Annotated in this window: 17 protein-coding genes; 13 read left to right on the top strand and 4 right to left on the bottom strand. The window is 64.3% G+C overall.

The genetic code is table 11. From position 1 onward, the window contains the following. Positions 1–16: 16 nt before the first annotated feature. The gene (locus tag E5673_RS10585; RefSeq protein ID WP_136189964.1) at positions 17–718 is read right to left on the bottom strand and encodes a VIT family protein; all 702 of its coding nucleotides are present in this window, start codon (positions 716–718) and stop codon (positions 17–19) included. 559 nt (positions 719–1,277) lie between these two features. On the opposite strand from E5673_RS10585, the gene E5673_RS10580 reads away from it, so the two are divergent. From E5673_RS10580 to E5673_RS10565, 4 genes are all read left to right on the top strand, one after another. Beyond that, complete coding sequence (locus E5673_RS10580; protein ID WP_136189963.1) at positions 1,278–2,762, top strand: PAS domain S-box protein; 1,485 nt, start codon at positions 1,278–1,280, stop codon at positions 2,760–2,762. After that, on the top strand, positions 2,759–3,382 hold the full coding sequence (locus E5673_RS10575; protein WP_136189962.1) for a response regulator: 624 nt from the start codon (positions 2,759–2,761) through the stop codon (positions 3,380–3,382). Before E5673_RS10580 ends, E5673_RS10575 begins: the two co-directional genes overlap by 4 nt. 80 nt (positions 3,383–3,462) lie before the next feature. Further along, positions 3,463–3,879, top strand: a complete 417-nt coding sequence (locus tag E5673_RS10570; RefSeq protein ID WP_136189961.1) for a response regulator — start codon at positions 3,463–3,465, stop codon at positions 3,877–3,879. Positions 3,880–4,002: 123 nt separating this feature from the next. Continuing rightward, a complete protein-coding gene (locus tag E5673_RS10565; RefSeq protein ID WP_136189960.1) occupies positions 4,003–4,911 on the top strand; it encodes an HWE histidine kinase domain-containing protein in 909 nt (302 codons plus the stop codon). A 608-nt stretch (positions 4,912–5,519) separates the two neighbouring features. On the opposite strand, the gene E5673_RS10560 is transcribed toward E5673_RS10565, so the two are convergent. The 3 genes from E5673_RS10560 to E5673_RS10550 are packed head-to-tail and all read right to left on the bottom strand — an operon-like array spanning position 5,520 to position 11,013. Continuing rightward, positions 5,520–7,685, bottom strand: coding sequence for a copper-translocating P-type ATPase (locus E5673_RS10560; RefSeq protein ID WP_247599324.1), 2,166 nt, complete (start codon positions 7,683–7,685; stop codon positions 5,520–5,522). Positions 7,686–7,742: 57 nt separating this feature from the next. Beyond that, positions 7,743–8,414: a hypothetical protein gene (locus E5673_RS10555; RefSeq protein ID WP_210731721.1), complete on the bottom strand. Its 672-nt coding sequence runs from the start codon at positions 8,412–8,414 to the stop codon at positions 7,743–7,745. Next, on the bottom strand, positions 8,356–11,013 hold the full coding sequence (locus E5673_RS10550) for an HAD-IC family P-type ATPase (protein WP_136189959.1): 2,658 nt from the start codon (positions 11,011–11,013) through the stop codon (positions 8,356–8,358). Before E5673_RS10550 ends, E5673_RS10555 begins: the two co-directional genes overlap by 59 nt. A gap of 337 nt (positions 11,014–11,350) precedes the next feature. On the opposite strand from E5673_RS10550, the gene E5673_RS10545 reads away from it, so the two are divergent. The 9 genes from E5673_RS10545 (at position 11,351) to E5673_RS10505 (ending at position 22,850) form a co-directional block, all read left to right on the top strand. After that, complete coding sequence (locus tag E5673_RS10545; RefSeq protein WP_168711602.1) at positions 11,351–12,826, top strand: FAD-dependent oxidoreductase; 1,476 nt, start codon at positions 11,351–11,353, stop codon at positions 12,824–12,826. Then, on the top strand, positions 12,823–13,773 hold the full coding sequence (locus tag E5673_RS10540; RefSeq protein ID WP_136189957.1) for an NAD(P)/FAD-dependent oxidoreductase: 951 nt from the start codon (positions 12,823–12,825) through the stop codon (positions 13,771–13,773). The genes E5673_RS10545 and E5673_RS10540 overlap by 4 nt, the downstream gene beginning before the upstream one ends. A 155-nt stretch (positions 13,774–13,928) precedes the next feature. Then, the gene (locus E5673_RS10535) at positions 13,929–15,290 is read left to right on the top strand and encodes an MFS transporter (RefSeq protein ID WP_247599323.1); all 1,362 of its coding nucleotides are present in this window, start codon (positions 13,929–13,931) and stop codon (positions 15,288–15,290) included. Between the two features lie 52 nt (positions 15,291–15,342). Next, entirely contained in the window at positions 15,343–16,332 is a 990-nt protein-coding gene (locus E5673_RS10530; protein WP_136189956.1) for a 2-hydroxyacid dehydrogenase, read from the top strand. 112 nt (positions 16,333–16,444) lie between these two features. After that, entirely contained in the window at positions 16,445–17,011 is a 567-nt protein-coding gene (locus E5673_RS10525; RefSeq protein WP_136189955.1) for a general stress protein, read from the top strand. Positions 17,012–17,016: 5 nt separating this feature from the next. Further along, complete coding sequence (gene mgtA, locus E5673_RS10520; RefSeq protein WP_136189954.1) at positions 17,017–19,590, top strand: magnesium-translocating P-type ATPase; 2,574 nt, start codon at positions 17,017–17,019, stop codon at positions 19,588–19,590. Then, entirely contained in the window at positions 19,562–20,593 is a 1,032-nt protein-coding gene (locus tag E5673_RS10515; RefSeq protein ID WP_247599322.1) for a lysylphosphatidylglycerol synthase transmembrane domain-containing protein, read from the top strand. Before mgtA ends, E5673_RS10515 begins: the two co-directional genes overlap by 29 nt. A 98-nt stretch (positions 20,594–20,691) precedes the next feature. Further along, positions 20,692–21,513, top strand: a complete 822-nt coding sequence (locus tag E5673_RS10510) for a universal stress protein (RefSeq protein ID WP_210731720.1) — start codon at positions 20,692–20,694, stop codon at positions 21,511–21,513. A 107-nt stretch (positions 21,514–21,620) separates the two neighbouring features. Further along, complete coding sequence (locus tag E5673_RS10505; protein ID WP_136191445.1) at positions 21,621–22,850, top strand: glycoside hydrolase family 130 protein; 1,230 nt, start codon at positions 21,621–21,623, stop codon at positions 22,848–22,850. Positions 22,851–22,962 lie beyond the last annotated feature (112 nt).

The following is a 22,962-nucleotide window of genomic DNA, read 5'->3' as shown; positions in this document are numbered from 1 at the left end:
CCCGCCCCCCGGCTCTTCAAACGGACGTCCCGAACAGCGCGCCCACACCGGCGGTCACCGCCATGGCGAGCGCGCCCCAGAAGGTCACGCGCAGCGCGCCGATCGCGACGCGCGCGCCACCGGCCTGCGCCACGAGAGCGCCGAGCAGAGCAAGCGACAGCAGCGATGTCAGCGAAACCGCCGCGGTCAGGCTCGGCGGAGGCGCGAAGCGGGCAACGAGCACTGGAAGTGACGCCCCGGCCGCAAAGCTGGTCGCGGAGGCGAGTGCCGCCTGGATCGGCCGCGCACGTAGTTCGTCGCTGAGCCCGAGTTCATCGCTCGCATGCGCGCCCAGCGCGTCATGCGCCGTAAGCTGGTCTGCCACTTTGGTGGCAAGATCCGCATCGAGCCCCCGACCTACATAGATTGCGGCGAGTTCACGGGTTTCGCCGGCGCCGTCAGAAGCAATCTCCGCGCCCTCACGTCGCAGATTCGCTTTCTCGGCGTCGGCCTGAGAATGAACTGAGACATATTCACCCGCCGCCATCGACATGGCCCCTGCGACCAAGCCTGCGGCGCCTGCGATCAAGATGGCCTGTGGCGTGCCGTGCGCTGCCGCCACGCCCAGAACCAGGCTCGCCGTCGATAGGATGCCATCGTTCGCACCGAGTACCGCCGCCCGCAGCCATCCGACATTTTGGGTCGTATGGTGCTCGAGATGTCGAACCGATGGGATCACGTAGTATCTCCGGCAGCGATGGGGCAGAGCGAGCCGCTCGTCAGATGAGGCATCCCGTTTGGACGGGCTCCGGGCCTAGCTGCGTGAGCCGGCGACGACAAAGCTCGGAAACTACGCAAACGGCCGAAGACCCACGCATTTCCGTGCAATGTGTAAAACCACAATAGGTGGGCCGCCCGCGCTCCATCACCTTGGCCAGGCAACGAAACGGATTTCCGAAATGGCTCACACTCTCAATCTCTATCTGCGGCCGCTCTTCCGATCCCTCCCCTCGCTCAACATGCGCGCCAAGATCGGTGGCGGTGTTCTCTCGATTCTTATCCTAGGTGAGGCAGCATTCGCTTACGGCGCCGGACTGATGTAAGAGGGACGGACGCCGGCTGCCTAAGCAGAGCTCGTATCGGCGTCCGGCGCCCCAAAGCCTCTGATCCAGAAGGCGGACGCTCAGATGATATCCCGACCCCCGGCTCCGGCCACCCGCGCGCGTGCCGTTTTGAACGCCGATCAACCGACGTCCGTAGCCGCAGCACTCGCCGGTGTCGCTCGGAGCAATGCCGAAATGCACGAAGAACTAGGTCTACTGATCGACGGTGCCACCAATTACGCGATCTATATGCTCGACCCCGAGGGCCGGGTGACGATCTGGAATTGCGGCGCGCAAAAGATCAAAGGCTGGACCGAGGAGGAGATCATCGGTCGGGACTTTTCAATCTTCTATTCCCCTGACGATGTCGCCGCCGGCAAACCAAAGCGCGACCTGGCGCGCGCGAATGCCGAAGGCAGCGTCGAGGAGGAAAGCTGGCGGATCCGCAAAGATGGATCGGAATTTCTAGCCAGTGTGACCATCACCGCGCTGCGCGACGACAATGGTGCGCTTCGCGGCTTCGGCAAGGTGGTCCGCGACGTCACCGATCAGAAAGCGGCCGCGGCTGCCGTTTCACGCCGAGAACACCATCTCCGCTCGATCCTCGCAACCGTACCGGAGGCCATGATCGTGATGAACGAAACTGGCACGGTCTCCTCGTTCAGCAGCACGGCCGAGACGATGTTTGGGTATCTTGAAGCCGATGTCGTTGGCCGCAACGTCAGCATGCTGATGCCGGAAGCCGAACGCACGACCCATGATGGCTATCTGAGCACCTATTTGGACACCGGGGTGCGCCATATCATCGGCAGCATCCGCGGGACCACGGCGCTCCGCTCGAACGGCGAGGAATTCCCGATCGAGCTCGCGGTCGGCGAGGTGTCGATCGGCGGAGAGCGAATCTTTACGGGCTTCATCCGCGATCTCACCTCGCGTCGAGAGGATGAGCGCAAGATGCAGGAACTGCAGTCGAAGCTGGTGCATGTCTCGCGCGTCAGCGCGATGGGGACGATGGCGTCGACGCTCGCGCACGAGATCAACCAGCCGCTGACGGCGATCGCCGCCTATCTCGAGACAAGCCGCGACATGATCGGTGAGAGCGCAGATCCGTTGCTTGCCGAAATCTCCGAAGCGCTCGACCTGGCGGCCGCCCAGACCTTGCGGGCTGGCGAGATCATCCGGCGGTTGCGGTCCTTTGTGGACGGCGGCGACACCGGATTCCGTCTCGAGCGTCTCGACGCCCTGGTGAACGAGGCAACCAGCCTCGGCTTGCTCGGGGCGCATGAGGCCGGGATCACTGTCACGATGACGATCGCCGCAGGCCTCGACCATGTCCTCGTCGATCGCATTCAGATACAGCAGGTGCTGGTCAATCTGATCCGCAACGCGATTCAGGCGATGTCGACAGCGTCGACCAAGCATCTGACGATCTCGACCGCCCCTGATCGGGCAGGATGGGTGCGGGTGAGCGTGAGCGATACCGGTAGCGGCATCGAGGATGCGGTTCGCGAGCGTCTGTTCGAGGCATTCGCGACCACCAAGGAGAGCGGCATGGGCCTTGGCCTGTCGATTTGCCGTACCATCGTTGAAGCGCATGGCGGCCGCATCTGGGCCGACGCAGTACCCACCGGTGGCACGGTCTTCCATTTTTGCGTTCCACTCGCTGGAGAAGACGAATGACCGATACGCCCAACATCGTTCATATCGTTGACGACGACGAAGCCATCCGCCAGTCGATCGGTTTCATGCTCCGCAAGGCGGGACACGTCGTGAAGACCTACACCTCGGGCACGGAATTCCTGGGGGTCGTCGACCGCGAGACGCGGGGCTGCATTCTTCTCGATGTCCGCATGCCCGGAATCGACGGACTGGAAGTGCAGGATCGCCTGTCGTCGCAAGGGATCGGACTGCCGGTTATCATGCTCACCGGCCACGGCGACGTCACCCTGGCGGTTCGCGCAATCAAAGCCGGTGCTCTGGAGTTCCTGGAAAAACCGTTCGAACGCGCCGCGTTGCTCGCCGCGATCGATGAGGCGTTCAAGCATGCCGCGCGCGACCAGCGCGATCATGTAGCCTCTGCGGACGCGGTGGTGCGACTTGCAGCGTTGACTCCACGCGAGCGCGACGTGCTGGACGGCATGGTGCTTGGCCGGCCCAACAAACTGATCGCGTTCGATCTTGGTATTGCGACCCGCACCGTCGAGGTCCACCGGGCAAACCTGATGGATAAGGTCCACGCTCGCAGCCTGTCCGAGGTGCTGCGCATCGCTTTTGCCGCAGGGCTCGGCGAAGCGGCCTGATAGTGGCCGCACCCCTCGCTTATTACGTAAAGACAGCCCCAGGCAGAACATGCGACCCTTGGATTTCACAAGGAATTTGCATGACCATGAAGGATATTACTTCTCCGGAAAGCATCGGCGTCTCGCTCGTCGACGGCGACAGCGATATCCGGCACGCGCGACAGATCATGTTGCGTTCGGAGCGCTATGACGTCCGATCCTATGCAACCTGCGCCGCACTCCTCGCCGACCCTCGCTCGCGCGATTATGCCTGCATCGTCGTTGATATCAACATGCCCGCGGTCGATGGCTTCGAACTTCTGCGTGAGATGCGTGCTACCGGCTGGCGGGGCAAGGGCATCCTGCTCGATGGGCTGGACCCCGAAGGCAAGCTCGCCCAGGAAGCAGCAGAGAATGGCGACAAGGTGTTTGATCGCAATATCGGCGATCGCCCCCTCGTCGCGGCGATCGCCGCCTCGGTCGATCGCAGCTGGAGCAGCTGGACCGCCGCGGGATAACCACTGCCCAGACGTTGAAGGATCAAGAATATCTCTACTGACGCCAGGTCCGTACCCCTTTGGGGCGCGAAGCGCCTGCGACTTGCCGTTGAAGCGGCGGGCATCGCGCTGTGGTCCTGGAACATGGAAACCGACATCCTTGAGATGGACGATGTCGCCTTCGCACTCTGGGGCTTAAAGCCCACTGACTCGGTGACATTCGAGGATCTGTCGGCGCACATCCATCCGGAGGACCGCGGGCCGGTTCGTGCCGCGTTTAACGCCGCACGTGCCGAGCTAGGCCTGTACGAGATCGACTTCCGGATCTTCGTCGCCGACACGACCCGGTGGATCTCGGCGCGTGGCAAAGGTGACGATACTGAGGCGGCTGAACAGACCTTGTTCGGAATTTTCTTGGACGTCAGCGGCCGCAAGCATGCGGAAGAGAGCCACGAACTGCTCGCAGGCGAAATGAGCCACCGGGTGAAAAACCTGCTGACCATCGCCACCGGCCTGACTCACATAACCTCGCGGGGGGCTGCATCGGCGGCCGATATGGCGCGCGATCTGACGCAGCGCCTCTCGGCACTTGGCCGGGCGCACGATCAGGTTCGCCCGATCGCCGGCAGCAAGCCGAGTGGCGCTCTGCTTGGCGATCTGCTGACCATCCTTTTGGAGCCATATGATGAAGCCGATTTGTCCGGTCGCGTGCGGGTTTCGGTGCCACGCGTTGCCATTGGCGAGCGCTCGGCCACGGCGCTTGCGCTGGTGATCCACGAACTCGCCACCAATTCGATGAAATATGGCTCGCTATCGACGCCGGACGGTCGGTTGAACCTGACGCACAGTGCGGAGGAAGAAGCGGCGTTCGTTCTCCGCTGGATCGAAACCGGTGGACCGGCGATCGTCGGCGCGCCGACGACAGGAGGTTTCGGTAGCAAACTGATCGTCCGCACCGTGAAGGCCGACCTTGGGGGCTCCATCGACTTTGATTGGGCGCCGGGGGGCGTCATTATTACCCTCACGATCGACCCGGAACGCCTGCCGCTTTAAAGGGAGCGGCGGCGCGTCATTCGACCCTAACGTTCATCGTGCGTCAGTAGAAAAGCGTGACGACAATCGGATCGGCATAATCTGATCGCGACTCTGGTGCCCGGCCGCCACGCTTCACCACCCTCGCCACTTTAATTTCGTTATCTCCAAGGCGTATCTGGAGGGGTGGCCTTCCATGTCCAGCTTGGCTCAACATGTGTGAGTGCGATTACCGCAAGCGACGCTAACACGCCGCCGACGATTGGCAGGACGACGAGAACAAGGAAGCCTCCACTTGTGAGCACTGGCAATACCATTCATAATTGGAGTGAAGAACAGCCTTTAGGATCGGTTTATGCTGATTGGATAAGATAGGTGGACGGCTGGGCATTTCGTTCATCTTGCTTAACGGGTCTCTGCATATCACGATCGATCGACATGGTTTGGCTGGATAAAGAAAGCATAGCTGTATTGCAGGCAATCCACGGGCCAGACAGGGTCGGGAAGTACGGAGGAGCGGGCTATGCAAGACGCCACAAGCGCTTCACAGCGCGTTCCGCCAAAACGAGGCGTCCCCCCCCGGGCGGCTTACACGTGATGCTCGTGCAAACGTTCGGCACGTCCCTCGCTCAAAGCCTGACTGAACTCAGTCGCAGCGCGTTACCGACTACAACTAGGCTCGACACCGCCATCGCCGCCCCAGCGATCATCGGTGAGAGAAGCGTCCCCGTCAGGGGATAAAGGATGCCGGCGGCTACCGGCACGCCGACGCCGTTGAAGACGAGCGAGAAGAACAGATTCTGGCGAATGTTGCGCATCACCGCGATAGAGAGTCTGCGCGCCCGCACCAGCGCGGAAAGGTCGCCCTTCGTGAGGGTGAGACCTGCGCTCGCGATCGCCACATCGGTGCCGCTACCCATTGCCACGCCGACATCAGCTGCAGCCAGCGCCGGCGCATCGTTTACGCCATCGCCCGCCATTGCGACCTTTGCGCCCGCGGCCCGCAGCTCCCACACGATCCGTGCCTTGTCTTCCGGGCGCAGATCCGCCCGTACCTCATCAATCCCGCCAACCGCCTTCGCGACGGCCATGGCCGTCGCCAAATTGTCGCCGGTCAGCATCACGATACGCAAACCGTCCGCGCGCAAAGCCTGGATCGCCGGGCCACTGGCGCTCCGCACTGGGTCAGCCACGGCGAGCAAGCCGACCAGGTGGCCATCCACCGCCACGAACATCGTGCTGGCACCCGTGTTTCGATAGTGATCGGCGGTCTCCTCGAGCGGGACAGGTTCGATGCCGACCCGCTCCATCTGCGATGCGTTACCAATCACGACCGAGCGGCCATCGACCCATCCACTGACGCCCAGCCCTGCCTGCGACTGAAAATCCGCGACCTCAGCAAGGGCGAGCTTGCGGTCACTCGCGCCAGCGACAATCGCGAGCCCGAGCGGATGCTCCGACCGAGCCTCAAGTGCGGCGGCCAACGCCAGGACGGCATTCTCAGGCTCGCGGCCGAGCGTCTTGATCGCCACCAGCTTTGGATGCCCCTCGGTCAGCGTTCCGGTCTTGTCGATCACCAGCGTATCGACCGCCGCCAGCGCCTGAAGCGCCTCGGCATTCTTGACCAGGACGCCTGCCTTTGCGCCCCTCCCCGTTCCGACCATGATCGACATGGGCGTTGCCAGCCCGAGCGCGCAGGGACAGGCGATGATCAGGACCGATACCGCATTGAGCAGCGCATGGCCGAACCGCGGCTCCGGGCCCACCACGAGCCAGATGACGAACGTCGCGACGGCGATCGCGATCACCAGCGGCACGAACCAGCTCGAGACGCGGTCCGCGACCGCCTGGATCGGGGCTCGGCTGCGTTGCGCCTCCGAGACCATGCGAACGATCTGGGCGAGCATCGTGTCGCTGCCGACCGCACGGACACCGAGAATGAGACTACCCGACCCGTTAAGGGTGCCGCCGGTCAGCGCGCTCGCCGGCGTTTTCTGTACCGTCGCCGACTCCCCCGTCAGCATCGACTCGTCGACTGAAGAGCGCCCCTCCAGCACCACGCCGTCAACGGGCACCGCTTCCCCGGGGCGTATCCGTACCCTGTCGCCGATCACGACCTCGGACACCGGCACGTCAGTCTCGCTCCCGTCCTTGGCAATGCGGCGCGCCATCTTCGGCGCAAGGTGCAACAGCGCGCGGATGGCATTCCCCGTCGCTGCCCGCGCGCGCAGTTCGAGAATTTGGCCGAGCAGCACCAGGGTGACCACCATGCCCGCCGATTCATAATAGACCGGCACCATCCCGCCATGACCGCGCAGGCTCGGCGAAAACAGGTCGGGAAGGACGGTCGCGATCAGGCTGTATAAAAACGCAGCGCCGACGCCCAGGCCGATCAGGGTAAACATGTTAAGCCGCCGCGTCACCACAGAGGTCCATGCTCGGCGGAACACCGGCAGGCCCGCGCCGGCGACGATCGGTGTGCACAAGGCGAGCTGAATCCACGGGGAGACGCCTGCCGGAACGAGCCTAGGCCGCAGCATATCACTACCCATTGCGAGCCCCAGCAGCGGAATACACAACAGGGTTGCGGCCCAGAAACGACGGGAAAAATCGGCCAGTTCCGGGTTCGCGGAGTCATCGACCGACACCAGCACCGGCTCAAGCGCCATCCCGCAGATCGGGCAGATTCCGGCATGCGGCTGCCGGACCGCGGGATGCATCGGGCAGATCCATGCCCCGGCGTCCGCCGAACGTTCGCCGACAAAAACTGAACCGTCGTGGTGTTCGATCGTCATTGCCACTCCATCGGGCTTGGCCAATTGGCGAAAGTCACTCCTTCGCTGCGTCAGGATTCAGCCACGGAGACGATCGCGAAATTCGGCCAGTCGCGTCCGGTATCCGTCGGCATCGCCATATTCGAGGAATTCGTAATAGCGTTGCAGCGGATCGTTCACGCGCAGCGCGTGCTTGATCGGACACCAATATTGTTCGGTACGACTGCTGACCTCGCGAACGAAACCGATAAGACCATTGCCGTAGGAACAGAACATGCAATTCAGCGCCTCGACCCGGTTCAGATAGGCCAGATGCCTGCGGTCGAAGAGGATATAGTCCGAGCGTCGTACCCGCTCGATGCCATAAGCCCGGAAGCAGATCGCCTGATAGAGGCTTACCCATAGATCGACGAGCACGAAGGGCACAATCAGCGAGTAGATCACTGGGGCGGTCAGCCAGGAGACAAGCTCCGACTGCGCAATGAAGCGCCCGACCGACACCCGTAACTGGCGGTGGGCCTCGAGCACACCGCGTTCGAACCCCACGATGCGTCCCGCGACCTCAACGCCCAATGCCCGCTTGCGGCTTTCGATCTCGCGATCGAGTTCGGCTTGTAGCCGAACGATCTCCCGGGCGAGGTCCTGCATGCGCTGAGTCATAGGACCGCGCGCTTGCCGGAGTCGATCACGCTCATGCGCTTTTCCCTTGCGTGCAGAGTGGTTCAGGACATCGCCAGCGTGCCACAACATGCTTGGTCACTTCCGTGACGACGACGGTCGCGGCGGTGGCGATTAGGCAAAACCACAGGGTGGCGGCCGAGACGGGCGAGGTTCCCACGACCCTGCCGAGGACCGGCCAGAACATCGCTAGGAGTTGCAACGCGACCGCAACGCCGACGCCGAGAAGAAGCCAGGGATTGGAGAAGGGCGACTGGCGCAGGATCGAACGTCGCTCGCTGCGCATGCACAGCACATAGACATTCTGAAACAGGACCGTCATCAGCAGGACCGCGTTCTGGATTTCGGCGAGCGTGTTGCCTTGCCGGTGCATGGTGTCGACCAGGAACAGCGCCAGACCCGTCATTATCACGGCCGGCGGGATCATCAGTGCGATCGCGCTGCGGTCGAGGATCGGCTCGCTCGGGGGCCGTGGCGGCTGGCGCAACTCGTCGCCCTCACCGCGACCGAACCCCAGCATGACATCCTGCGCGCCGTTGGTGACGAGATTTAGCCACAGCAGTTGTACGGCGGTTAGTGGCATGGGCAGCCCAAGCGCGACCGACCCCAGAAACATCCCGATCTCGGCAATGCCCGTTGCGAGCAGGATGATCACGATCCGACGGACGTTGGCATAGGTGATTCGCCCCTCCTCGACACCCGCCACGATCGACGCGAAATTATCGTCTGCCAGGACGAGATCGGCCGCGCCGCGCGCGGCGTCGGTGCCGGCGATACCCATCGCAACGCCGATATGCGCGGCCTGGAGCGCGGGGGCGTCGTTTACACCGTCGCCCGTCACCGCGACCAGTTCGCCGCTTGCCGCGAGGATGCGGACGATCTCAAGCTTCTGCACCGGCTCGATCCGCGCGAAGACCCGACCGCCGAGCACCAGCGCGGACAGGTCCCGCGGGCGGTTCGTCAAGGCGCTCATCTGAATGCCGGTGATGACTTGCGACGCATCGACGTCGAGGCCCAGGCTGCGCGCAATCGTCAGCGCGGTACCCGGATGGTCGCCGGTCACCATGCGCACGCCGATACCTGCGAGGGCGCAGGATGCGATGGCAGCGGGAACCTCCGGGCGAACCGGATCGATTAAACCGATCCAGCCGAGGAAAATGAGGCCGCTCGGGTTCGCGGCGTCGATCGTCGTCGGCCCGTTGGAAGCCCCGACCGCGATTATCCGATAGCCTTCTTCGGCCATCGCGGTGGCCTTGGCAATCGCCGCGGGGTCGATCGGACCGCACATCGGCCGGATGATCTCGGGGGCGCCCTTGGCAAAGACATGCCGGCCTTTCCCTTCGTCAATGGCGACGGTTGAGAATTTGTTGGCGGGTTCATACGGAAGCGCCGCCAAGCGCACGATGGCCCGAAGTGCCGGCAGGTCGGCGCCAGAATCCGCTGCGAATGCCAGCAGTGCCACGTCGACGGTATCGCCGACCGGTGCGCCATCCGCTCCGATCGACGCCTCGTTGCAGAGCGCGCCTGCGCGCCAGATGGCGGCGAGACCGTCTGCATGCGAGAACCACTCCGCCCGATCGAAGACGGACCCGTCGGCCAGCAAGACGCGCTCGACGGAAAGGATGTTCCGCGTCAGCGTGCCCGTCTTGTCGCTGGCGATGATCGTGCACGCGCCCAGCCCTTCGACGGCTGGGAGCGATCGGACGATGACGTTGCGCGCCGCCATCCGGCGGGTGCCCGCTGCAAGCGCGACGGTGACCGCGATCGACAGTCCTTCGGGAATCGCGGACACGGCAAGCGCGACCGCCAGCAGCAGGATCTGGTCGCCCGGGCGCCCCTGGTAGAGCAGAATCATTGCGAACGGTACGATCAGCGCGATCGTCGCGATGCTGATCTGCCGGGCCAAGCGATCGAGCCGGAGGCTGAGGGGTGGTGGCGTCGCCTTGGTCGTTCGTAGCGATGCGTCGATCTCGCCGAGCGCGGTGTCTGCTCCGGTTGCCACGACGATCCCGGTAGCGCGGCCCTCCTCGACCATCGTACCGGCCAGCAGCATGGTGACCCTGTCACCAGGCGGGGTCTGTTCGGGAATGACGGCGTCCGAATCCTTCGTGACCGCCACCGACTCGCCACTGAAGGTCGATTGATCGACACGCAGCGCGTTGCTGGACGAGAGCCGAATGTCGGCGGGAACCGCCATTCCGCTTTCAAGCACGACGACGTCCCCGACTACCACGTCGCGCGCGTCGACGACCGATACCATGCCCCCGCGCCGGACGGTCGCGGTGTGCCCGATCATGTCGCGCAAGGCGGCAAGACTTTCGGCAGCCTTGCCTTCCTGGAAGGTGCCGATGACGGCATTGATGATCAGGACGACGCCAATGAAGGCGGCGTCGGTCCGATGCCCAAGGCCGAGCGAAATCGCCGCCGCGGCGATCAGAAGGTAGATCAGTGGGCTGTTGAACTGGCGGACGAACAGCAGCACCGGCGAAGGCGCAGGTGGTGGCGCGAGCTCGTTGAGACCATCCTTCACCAACCGTGCGGCTGCATCCTTTGGCTGCAGGCCATCATCGGTGGTGCCGACCCGCGCTGAGATGTCGATGCTCGATATCGCATGCCACGCAATCGGGCCGTCGTGCTGGGCGACGGTATCGAAGGGATGTTGCACGTTCATCGCGCGCCCATTGCCGGTATGTCCGTCGATCGGTTGATGCTCATCGCTGCAGGGTCCGATCCGGTGTGTACCGTATCGTCGCCCGTCGGTTGGGAAACGACATTCCGGCGCATCATATCGGTCGATCCGGAGCAGGATCACCGTCGGGAACTACGCATGGCCGGCCACTCAGTGCCCGCTCGCGATCTGTCCCTCGCTCTCTATGCGTAGTTCCCGATAGGCTCGGAGGCTGGGTTCCTTCGATACATCGGGGTCGCACTCAAAGCGTCCGGATGCCCTCTTCTCCGCACGTCAAGCTAAGCGAATGCGCTCACGCGCGCCCCGAAAGGCAACCATCATGACACCGGCGCCACTCCATTGGGATGAAGAGACCGACGTGATCGTCGTCGGCTATGGCTATGCAGGCGCAACGGCGGCGATGACCGCGCAAGAGGCCGGCGCGCAGGTTCTATTGCTCGAAAAGGCGCCCGAAGCGCACAAGGGCGGTAACAGCCGCGTCTCGGCCAATATCGTCTTCTGGCCAGCCGATGCGGAGACAGCGAAGGTCTACTTCCGGTCGATGGCCGGGCCGTACATGGACGACATCTCAGACGAGCTACTCGACGTGTGGGCCACGGAGATGTTCGCCAACAAGGCGTGGCTCGAAGGCCTGGGCATGACCCCGGTCGAAATGCCGTATGTCGAGTTCCCCGAACTCGCCGGGTCTGACTGCGTGCGCGTGCTGCTGAACGGGGAAGGCCCGGTCGGCGGCGAACGCCTCTGGCGCCTGGTCGAGGCCGCCGTCGAGGCCCGCCATGTGCCGATCTCTTATGACACGCCCGCGGTCAGCTTGGTGATGGAGGAGCGCCGGATCGTCGGTGTCATCGCCGAACGCCGGGGCAAGCGCGTCGCGATCCGCGCGCGCCGCGGCGTGGTGCTGACGTGTGGCGGGTTCGAGAACAACCCGGCCATGATCCGCAACTACGTGGATGGACTACCGCGCGTGCACCCGGTCGGCACACCCTACAACACCGGCGACGGCATTCGCATGGGACTCGAGGTCGGCGCCGACCTCTGGCACATGAGCAACGTGTCTGGCCCAATCCTGTCGTTCAAGGCGCCCGATATCCCGGTCGCGCAGTGGCTGAACCTTCCGCATGGGCAAAGCTTCGTCTTCGTCGGCGCCGACGGCAGCCGGTTCACGATGGAGGGCGAACCCTGCTCGGTGGGCGACGCACACGGCAAGGTGAAGCGCCACGGTCACTGGGGGCGGCAGGCGATGCCCTTGCCGATCCACATGATCTTCGACGAGACTTACCGCAAGCACGGCCCGATCGGAAAGGCCGGGGCGGACTGGGACGTCAGCCACGGCAATCTGTACGACTGGAGCGACGACAATCTGCGTGAGGTCGGCAAGGGCTGGATCAAGACGGCGGGCACGCTGCGACAATTGGCGAAGCTGATCGACCTTCCGCCCGCGGCGCTCGAGCACACGATCAGCCGCTTCAACGAGTCCGCGCGCAACGGCGCCGATCCGGACTGGGGTCGCAAACCTCAGACGCTCGGTGCGATCGAGGCGGGTCCCTTCTATGCGATGGAATTGACTCCTGCGCTCGTGAACACGCAGGGCGGACCGCGGCGCAACGCGCAAGCGCAGATCGTCGGTACCGACGGCAGCGCGATCGATCGGCTGTTTTCCGCCGGCGAGCACGGCTCAATCTATTCCTTTCTCTATCAGGGCGGCGGCAACATCGCGGAGTGCTTTGCCTTTGGCCGCGTTGCCGGTCGCAACGCGGCGCTTTGTGGGTCGGCCGCCGGTGCGGCGCGGGCATGACCGCAGTGCTCGACTGTGTCATCATCGGCGGCGGTCCTGCGGGCCTCACCGCAGCGACCTATCTCGGCCGGTTCCGACGCAACGTTCTGGTGATCGACAAGGGGTGGAGTCGTGCCAAATGGATTGCGCTCAGCCATAATCTGCCAGGCTTTCCCGAAGGCATTTCCGGTGTGGACCTGCTCGCGCGCATGCGCGAGCAAGCGCGCCGCTATGGCGCCACGCTCGAGCATGGTACGATCGAGACGCTGTACCGCGCGGACGACGGCCTGTTCCTGGCGAAGATGGGACAAAATACCATCCTTGCGCGCACCGTGATCCTCGCGACGGGCGTGGTGGAAAACAACCCTCCGGTCACGCACGTCGCCGAAGCCGTCAAGGATGGCCTCATCCGCACCTGTCCGATTTGCGACGGTTTCGAATCCATCGGCAAGAAGGTCGGCGTGCTCGGCAACGGCGAGCATGCCGCCGCCGAGGCGCTGTTCATCCGCACCTTCTCGTCTCAGGTCAGCTTGCTGCTGCCCACGGGCGAGATCGCGCTGTCCCTGGAGACCCGTGCCGCACTGGCGGCGGCACGCGTCGAGATATTTCAGGTCGCGGTCGGGTCGGTCGCGATGGAGACAGATGGCGTCACCGCGGTCGCAGTCGGCGACGGGGTCACGCACCGGTTCGACCTGGTCTATTCCGCGTTCGGCATCGTCCCCCAGACGATGCTGGCGATCGCGGTCGGCGCGGCGGTCGACACGGCGAACCGGCTGTTCGTCGACGGGCATCAGGAAACCTCGATCCCCGGGCTATTCGCCGCCGGCGATCTGGTTCGCGGCCTCAATCAGATCGCCGTCGCCGATGGCGAGGCGGCCATTGCCGCGACCGCGATCCACAATCGACTTTCAAAGATTCTCGCCCAGCCGGAGCCTTCGACAGCGGGTCTGAGTAGTTCCCGAGCGTAGCGGGCAAGCAAGCCGGTACGCTATTGAAGTTCGAGCGAACAGGCACCCGTCAAACTCGACGAAAACGGACCCACCGGAACAGGCAGTGCTTGTTCCGATGGCGACACCTGGACCGCTGCCATCCCCTGCGGGGCCGTTTCAAGAGGATCCACCTTATGCCGAGTCCTGTTCGGGCGCGGGCCGACATCATGCCCGCGGCAACGCCGGTGGTGGTCACGAGCCCCGAAATGTCGCCACCCAGCGTCCTCAAGCCGCTCTTCTTCCTGGCCTGGGCCCTATGCGCGATCTTCTACTTTTTCCAGTACGCGGTCCGCTCCGCGCCGGGCGTGATGCAGCACGAGCTGACCCAGGCATGGGGCGGCAACCACATCGGCGGCATGATCTCGGCCTATTATGTCGCGTACGCGCTGATGGCGCTGATCGCGGGTGTCTTGCTCGACCGCTACGGGCCGCGGCGAACGATCCCCTACGGTATCGCCGTCGTCGGCCTTGGATGCCTCGTCTTCGCTCAGGGGAGCGAGGCCGCCGGCGTAGCCGGTTTCGTCATCCAGGCGATCGGCGCGATCTTCGCCTTCATCGGCGCCTCCTATGTAGCCGCGCGCTATCTGCCCTCGCGGATGCTCGCGATGTTCATTGGCCTGACCCAGTGCCTGGGGATGGCGGGGGCCGCCTTCGGCTCCAAGCCGGTCCATATGCTCATCGATCCGGCGGGCAGCTTCCACGTGCCGTGGCAATATGTCTGGGTCGGCTTCGCCTGCGCCGGTTTCGTCCTGGCAATTGCGACGTGGGTTATCATGCCGCGCGATACGGGCGACAGTGAATCCCATCACGGACCCCTTTCGACGGCGAGCCTGATCCAGCCGTTCAAAACCGTATTCTCCAATCCGCAGAGCTGGCTTGCCGGTGTGATCGGCGGGCTACTCTTCCTGCCGACGACGATCGGCGCGCTCGTGTGGGCAACGTCCTTTCTCAACGGCGGCAAGGACATGTCGATGTCCGCCGCCGCAATGGAGGCGTCGATGGTACCGATCGGCTGGGTGATCGGCTGTCCGTTGCTTGGCTATCTTGCCGACCATCTCGGCCGCCGCAAGCCGGTGCTGATCCTCGGCGCGCTCGTCATGCTCGCAGCGGGCCTGACCGCGATCTACGCGCCTGTCGGCCTGTTCCCGCCCTACAGCATCGCACTGCTCCTCGGCATCGCTTCTGGGGCCGCAATGATCCCCTTTTCGATGATGAAGGAGACGAACCCGTCGCAGGTCAAAGGCACGGCTGCGGGGGTGATGAACTTCCTTGTCTTCGTGACCAGCGGCATCGTCTCGCCGTTCATCTCACGGCTGATGATCCCGCAGGGGACGCCGCTGACCCTACACGAGTTCCAGAACGGCTTCATGCCGCTGGTGGCCGGTGTCGTCGTTGCGATCGGCCTGAGCTTCTTCCTGAAAGAAACCGGTCATCACGCGGACAAGGTCGTTCCCCTCGCCGAACCGACGGCACCTATCCTGGCGGCGGCGCACTAAGCACCGCGCGCGATAGCTCCAGCATCCCCGACTTCTTCAAAGGCAAATTCCCATGATCGTCACCGTGTTCAGCACCAAATCCTATGACCGCACGTTCCTGGAGCCGGCCGCCGGCACCGCCCACAGTCTGAAGTTCGTCGAGAGCCGCCTGACGCACGAAACCGCGATCCTGGCGCGCGGTTCGAAGGCGGTCTGCGTCTTCGTCAACGACCAGGTCGACGAGGCCGTGCTGAAGGTGTTCAAGGAGATCGGCATCGAGATCGTCGCGCTGCGCTCGGCGGGCTTCAACAATGTCGATCTCGTGGCCGCTAAAAAGCTCGGCATCGCCGTCGCCCGGGTGCCGGCTTACTCTCCCGAAGCCGTTTCAGAACATGCGGTGGCGCTTATCATGGCGCTCGATCGCAACATCCACCGTGCCTATGCGCGGGTTCGCGAGGGCAATTTCGCGCTCGAGGGGCTCTTGGGCTTCAACCTCCATGGTCGCACCGTGGGGATCGTCGGGACGGGTCGCGTCGGCACCAGCCTTGCCAAGATCATGCTCGGCTTCGGCTGCAAGGTCATCGCTTATGATGTCATGGCCAACGAGGGGTGCGCTGCGATGGGCGTCACTTATACGACGCTCGAAAATCTGCTGAGCCAGGCCGACATCGTGTCCCTTCACTGCCCGCTTACCGACGCGACACGGCATCTCATCGATGCGGCAGCGATTGGTCTCATGAAGCACGGTGCGATGCTCATCAATACCAGCCGCGGCGGCATGATCGACACGGCGGCGGTGATCCAGGGGCTGAAGAGCGGCGCGATCGGTTATCTCGGGCTCGATGTCTATGAGGAGGAAGACGATCTCTTTTTCGAGGATCTATCCAGCGCGGTGATTCAGGACGATGTTTTTGAACGGCTGCTGATGTTCTCGAACGTGCTCGTGACCGGCCACCAGGGCTTTTTCACAAAGGAAGCCCTGAGCGCGATCGCCGCGACCACCATGGCTAATTTGTCGACGTTCGAGGCAAGCGGACAAGCGACCTACCAACTCGCCGCTTGAACGCGCGTCCCTTCGCAGACGCGCTCCGTGAGCACCGGTAGGTACTTCCCGACGCTGGTACCTCCGATTGGGGGTTTTAAGGTGTTGCGACGTGCAATCTGAGGATCATCCGATGCAGTTCCCCCATTCGATCGTCGCGGTGTTCGACGATCACGAAGAAGCCGATGCCGCCGTCAAGGCGCTGGCAGCGTCGGGTTTCGAGTTCCGCCGACTGAGCGTCGTCGGCAAAGGCTATCACACGAGCGAGACCGCGACCGGCTTCTACAATAGCGGCGACCGGATGCGCTTCTGGGGATCGCGTGGCGCGTTCTGGGGCAGCCTCTGGGGTCTGTTCCTCGGCGGACTTTACGCGACGGTGCCGATGGTCGGCGGCGTTGTGCTGCTCGGCCATCTGGCTGCCGCCGGGATATCCGCGATCGAAGGTGCCATCGCACTTGGCGGCGCCGGTGCCCTCGTGGCAGGCCTCGCGAGCCTTGGAATCCCCGAGGCTAGCATCGTCACCTATCAGGCCGAGGTAGCCGCAGACGGCTTTCTGGTCATGGCGCATGGCACAGCGGGCGAAATGGATCGTGCGCGCGCGACGCTAGAGACTCTGTCGCCGCGGCGGATCACTGTTCACGATGCGGACCAGGCTGCATCTGCTCCAGCCCTGGCCGCGGTGACCGATCGCGCGGACTGACGATCGTGACCGTCGATCCTGCCAGGCCGCCGGTGGCGGCTCCTTTCTGGACCGAACCGGTCGAGGTAGTGTTGGCCAAGCTCGGCGCCTCGCGCGACGGGCTCAAAGGATCGGAGGCAACCGAGCGTCTCAGGCAGCACGGCGCGAACAGCGACGCGGTCGGGAAGCGGACAGGTCCCGTCCGCGCGATTGCGCGGCGCCTGCTAGAGCCGCTGTCTTTGATCCTGCTCGGCGCCGGGATCGTATCGGTGGCAACGGGCGACGCAATCGGCGGTTCGATCATCGTCGTCATCCTCGCTTTTTCTGTGCTGCTCGACACCTATCAGGAAGGACAGGCGGTCCATGCGGCCGAGATCCTGCGCCAGTCGGTCGCAATCTCGGCGACCGTCCGGCGCGACGGCGCCTTTGTGCAGGTCCCGATCGACACGGTCGTGCCGGGTGATATCGTACGCATTCAGGCGGGTGATATCATCCCGGCCGACGGCCTTATCCTCGACAGCAGCGCCTTCACCGCGAATGAGGCGGCGCTAACCGGCGAACCCTATCCGGTCGAGAAAAGGCTTGGAGTGGTCACGGGCACGTCGGCGGCGGAAGCGTCGAACGCACTGTTCCGCGGTGCGATTGCGCAAACGGGGTGCGCGACCATGCTAGTTGTCGGCACCGGGCCCGACACCGTATTCGGATCGGCCGCGGCCGCGCTGGCGACCGCGGAGGGCCCGTCGCCGTTCGAGCGCGATCTCCACGGCTATGGCTTGCTGACGACGCGGCTGACGCTCGCGCTCGTCGTGATCGTGCTCGCCACCAGCATCTTCCTCGGCCGGCCGCTGCTGCAGTCGCTGCTGTTCGCGGTCGCGCTGGCGGTTGGCCTTACGCCGGAATTGCTGCCGATGATCACGACCGTCACGCTGTCGCGCGGGGCGATGCGAATGGCGAAGCGGAAGGTCATCGTGAAGCGGCTCGCCTCGATTCACGATCTCGGCGCGATGACGATCCTGTGTACCGATAAAACGGGTACGCTCACCTCCGCCCAGATCAGCTTGGCACGAAGCATTGCGCCCTCCGGTGCGGACGGCCCCGAGCCGGCCCGGCTAGGCGCCATTGCCGCCGCGCTCGGTGGCGGCCAGGGGGCGCTCGATCTGGCGTTGGTGGCGGCGTCGGCTAAGGCGGTCGAGGGTTGGACGCTCGCCGCGCAAGGGGTGTTCGATTTCGATCGGCGGCTCGGGTCGGTCCTGGCCCAAGGTCCCGATGGGCCGGTCCTGATCCTGAAAGGCGCACCGGAAGCCGTCCTGACCGCCTGCGCGCAGGGCCGCTCGGGCGCCGGCGCGACGCCGCTCGATCCCGAAGCCCGCGACGCGGTGGTACGCCAGGTCCTGTTGCTTGCCGGGCAAGGATTGCGTGCGATCGCCATCGCGTCGCGGCCTTGGGTCGGCGCCATCCACGCACCCGAGACCGAAGACGAGGCCGACCTCGTATACGAAGGGCTGTGCGCGTTTGCCGATCCCCCGAAAGCGACCGCGCATGCGGCGGTCACACGGCTAAAGGCGGCGGGAATCCAGCTGAAGATCCTGTCGGGCGACGATCCGGTCGTGGTTGGGCGGCTTGCAGGGCTGGTCGGGCTCGCCACGCGGAAAACCCTGTCGGGCGCCGACATCGCCCGGCTCAGCGACGATGCGCTGGCTGTGCAGGTCCGCAGCGTCCATACCTTTGGTCGGTTGGCGCCCGACCAGAAGGCACGGCTGGTCCGCGCGCTCCAGACAGGCGGCGCGGTGGTCGGGTATCTCGGCGACGGGATCAATGATGCGCCGGCGCTCAAACTCGCCGATATCGGCTTGTCGGTAGCGGGCGCCGCGAGCGTCGCCCAAGCGTCGGCGGACATGATCCTGCTCGACAGCGATCTGGGGGTCGTTGCCGACGGCGTCGAAGAGGGGCGGCGGACCTTCGCCAACATCCTCAAATATGTGCGCATGGGCGCGAGCTCGAACTTCGGCAACATGCTGTCGATGGCAGCCGCCTCGCTATTCCTGCCCTTCCTGCCAATGCTCCCGACGCAGATCCTGCTCAACAATTTGCTCTACGATGTATCGGAGATCGGCATTCCGTTCGACGGGGTCCGGCCCGAAGCAGTCGCGCGACCCCAGGTCTGGGACATGCGCGCGCTAATTCGGTTCGCCGCGGTGATGGGCCCGTTATCGTCGGCGTTCGATCTGTTGACCTTTGCCGGGCTCTCGCTCGTCTTTCACGCAGCGCCTGCGGAATATCGGACGGCATGGTTCCTGGAGACGATGGCGACCCAGATCCTGGTGATCTTCATCATCCGCACCAATGGTCGCCCCTGGGCGGATCTGCCGCGACCGGCACTGGCAGTCTCGTCGCTGGGCGCCCTTCTCGTCGCGCTGGCGCTCCCGTTCACGCCTGCGGGCCAGTGGTTCGGCTTCGTTGCGCCGCCGCTCGAGGTCGTCGCCGGGCTCGGGCTGGTCACGATTGCCTATCTGGTCTCGGCCGAACTCCTCAAGACCTTCCTGTTCGACCACATGCCACGCAAGCACGTGCGTGGCCTTCGCCGTCGGCGAGCGCGCTAGCGTGGTACTGCTGCGGTGGATCTGGCACGCCATGTTGCGCCATACCGGTCTGGTCCTCGGCATGGCGGCGATTGCAGTGGTATTCGGGGCAGTTGCCCGGATCGGCGATCTTGGGGCGTTTGCCGCGCTGTTGCGACGGGCCCGACCCGGCTGGCTGCTGGTTGCTGCTGTATTACAGGCGTCGACCTATCTGTGCGTCGCCAGCGGATGGAAGTTCGTCCTGACGGCGGCCGGTTCGCCGCGGTCGTTCCGACGGCTCTATCCGGTCGCCATCGGCAAATTGTTCGCAGATCAGGTCGTTCCCGTCGCCGGCATGGGCGGTAACCTGTTTGTCGTCGAGCGGCTGACAGCATTGGGCGTGGACCGTGGCGTCGCGGTGGCCGCGCTGCTGATCTCGATGACCGGCTTCTACGCGGCCTACAGCGCCTGCGCGCTCGGGATGCTGACCCTCCTTTGGAGCAAAGGCATCGCCTCGCTTTGGATGACCGGCTTCGTGCTTGTCTTCCAGGTCGTGGCGCTTGCCATTCCGGGGCTCGCCATCTGGATCCGCCAGCGCGGCTTACGCCCCCTCTCGCCTGCCCTTTCCCGTTTCGCCGTGGTACGCAACCTGCTCCTGATCGTTGCCGAAGCGCCCAAGTCCTTGCTTGTTAACCGCGGCCTAATCGGTCGCGCTGTGGCGGCGAACGGTCTTGTCTTCTTCCTTGATGCGGCAAGCTTGCTGGTCTGCTTCCGCGCTCTCGGACAGGATGTCAGTTTCTCGGTCGCGTTCGTCGCGGTGATGGTCGCCTCGATGATCGCCACATTGGGTCCGATACCGCTTGGGCTCGGCACATTCGAAGCCGGCGCGACGGGGATGCTTAGTCTTATGGGCGTTTCTGTAGAAGCAGCGCTTGCGGCGACCCTGCTTCTTCGCGTGTTCACGCTCTGGCTGCCGTTGCTGCCCGGATACCTGCTGATCCGAAGGGTCTTGCGCACAAAGGGCGAGACCCTCTCACCTGCGTAGTTTCCGACGCTGGTGGCGCGTCCCCGCCCCTGCAACTTGGGACCTGCGGCGAGACGTCGCGGCGTGACCCGCTCGATCGAGCAATCGGGAGACATTGTGTGACCTACGCAACACTGATGGTGCATCTGGATGCGGGTTGCACCAACGCGCCGCTCCTCGCGATTGCCGCCAGCCAGGCCGAGCGCTTCGCCGCGGGCGTGATCGGGATCGCCGCCGGGCAGCCTGCCCAGATCGGCAATTGCGACGGCTTTTACTCTGGCGACTTCGCGGTCGCCGAGCGCGATATCGTCGATGACGAGCTCAAACGCTCGGAGACAGAGTTCCGGAACTGCGTGGCGCTCGAGCCGTATGTGCTCGAGTGGCGCTCGGTTCCGGCGCTCGAGCCGATCGCCCACGTCGTCGCCGCCGAGGCGCGGTCCGCCGATCTCTTGATCACCGGGGTCGGGAAAGGCAGCCGCAACAACGGCAATACGCATGCCGATACCGGCGACCTCGTCCTGCGGGCAGGCCGGCCGGTGCTCGTCGTTCCTCCCGCTGCAGCACCGGGCGTGTTCGCGACCGTGATGGTCGCGTGGAACGACTCTCGGGAATGCCGCCGGGCGATCGCCGATGCGCTTCCCTTCCTCAAACGCGCCGACCGTGTCGTCGTCGCAGCGGTGACGGCCGAGATGACCGATGCGCATATCGAGGTCCGGCAGGTCATTGCCTGGCTCGAGCGCCACGGCGTCACAGCGGACCGGCATCTCTCGCCCCTGGGTGGCAACGTCACCGAGCGACTGTCGAAGATCGCCACCGAACACGATGCCGACCTGATCGTGGCTGGCGCCTATGGCCACAGCCGAATTCGGGAGTGGGGATTCGGCGGCGTGACGCGCGACATGCTGCTCAGCGACAATCGCTGCGCCTTACTGTCGAACTGATCATCGTGTCTGCGCTGTCCGAAGACCCGACGCCCGCACACGAGATCGTCGAACATCTGGCGCTGACGCTCCATGCCGACCCGTCCCGGGTGGTGATCCGGCCGTTCATGCCGGCGTACGATCCGCCTGCGTTCGCGACTCCCGGAGTGTCCCGAGCGCAACGGATCGCCAATCGGGTGCTGAGCCTGGATGGACCCGAGCTGGATCATGAATGGGAGCGCGTATTGAGCGGGTTGGCCGATCGACACCGCGATATCGAGCACACGCTGGCACGTCGGTATCATGAGGTGAACGGGCCGGTGATCGATGCCACTGCCGTTGCGCCGCGGCAGGCGCTGCTGATCGGCGGGTATTTCAGCGAGGAATATTCGTTCGAGGCGGCCGCTTTGTTCAACCCAAGCATCGTCGCGCATCCCGATCAGTCGGCGGTCGCGCCCGACGCGATGCGGTTCATCCTGTCGCTGCGCGGCGTCGGCGAAGGCCATATCTCCTCGGTGACCTTTCGCACCGGCGTATGGGCTGGCGACGGGTCTGTGGTGCTTGATCCTCCCAGCGCCCAGGCGATCTCGCCGCGCATCGAATTGATCCCCGGCGGCGCGCCCGAAGATCCCGGAGTGCGGTTGTATTGCGACGGCAGCCACGATCTTTCGGAAGTTGTCATCTACCCGATCACCGATCGCCAGCGTCAGGGGATCGAGGATCTCAGACTGGTGCGCTTCGTCAATGACGACGGAATCGTCACGTATTTCGGGACCTATACCGCATTCGGCGGCGGCCTGGTCCGTCAGGAGCTGCTGCGCACGACGGACTTTGCAACCTTCGAGCTAAGTGGCCTTCGCGGCGATGCGACAGTCAACAAGGGCATGGCGCTGTTCCCGCGCAAGATTCATGGCCGCTACGTCATGCTCAGCCGGCAGGATCATGAAAATATTTGGCTGCTGACCTCAGACGATCTGTACGAGTGGAACGGCGGCACCAGGACGGTGGCGCCCCTATGGCCGTGGGAGTTTGTGCAGGTCGGCAATTGCGGCTCGCCGATCGAAATCGACGAAGGCTGGCTGGTGATCACGCACGGTGTCGGCGCAGTCCGCAACTACTGCATCGGTGCCTGCCTGCTCGACAAGGATGATCCGTCGAAGGTGCTGGCACGGATGCGGCATCCCCTGCTGCGGCCCCGCCGCGCCGAACGCGACGGCTACGTGCCCAACGTTATCTACAGCTGCGGCGCGGTCCTGAAGGAGCGAACGCTCCTGCTGCCGTATGCCATCGCGGACAGTTTCACGACCTTCGCCAAGGTCGAGGTCGGCAATCTGCTCGCCGCTATGGAATGGGAATAGGTACTTCCCGAGGCTGATGCGCCAGTCCCTAGCTGCGTAGATCCCAAGCTCAGATCTCCTGAAAAAGCAGGCTCATCGCTTCGATATCGGATCGCGGCGTCGGTCTCAACAT

The organism is Sphingomonas sp. PAMC26645, assembly GCF_004795835.1.
Classification (GTDB): domain Bacteria; phylum Pseudomonadota; class Alphaproteobacteria; order Sphingomonadales; family Sphingomonadaceae; genus Sphingomonas.
Note: the sequence above shows the minus strand (reverse complement) of the source record. Positions and strands in the feature narration are given on the sequence as shown.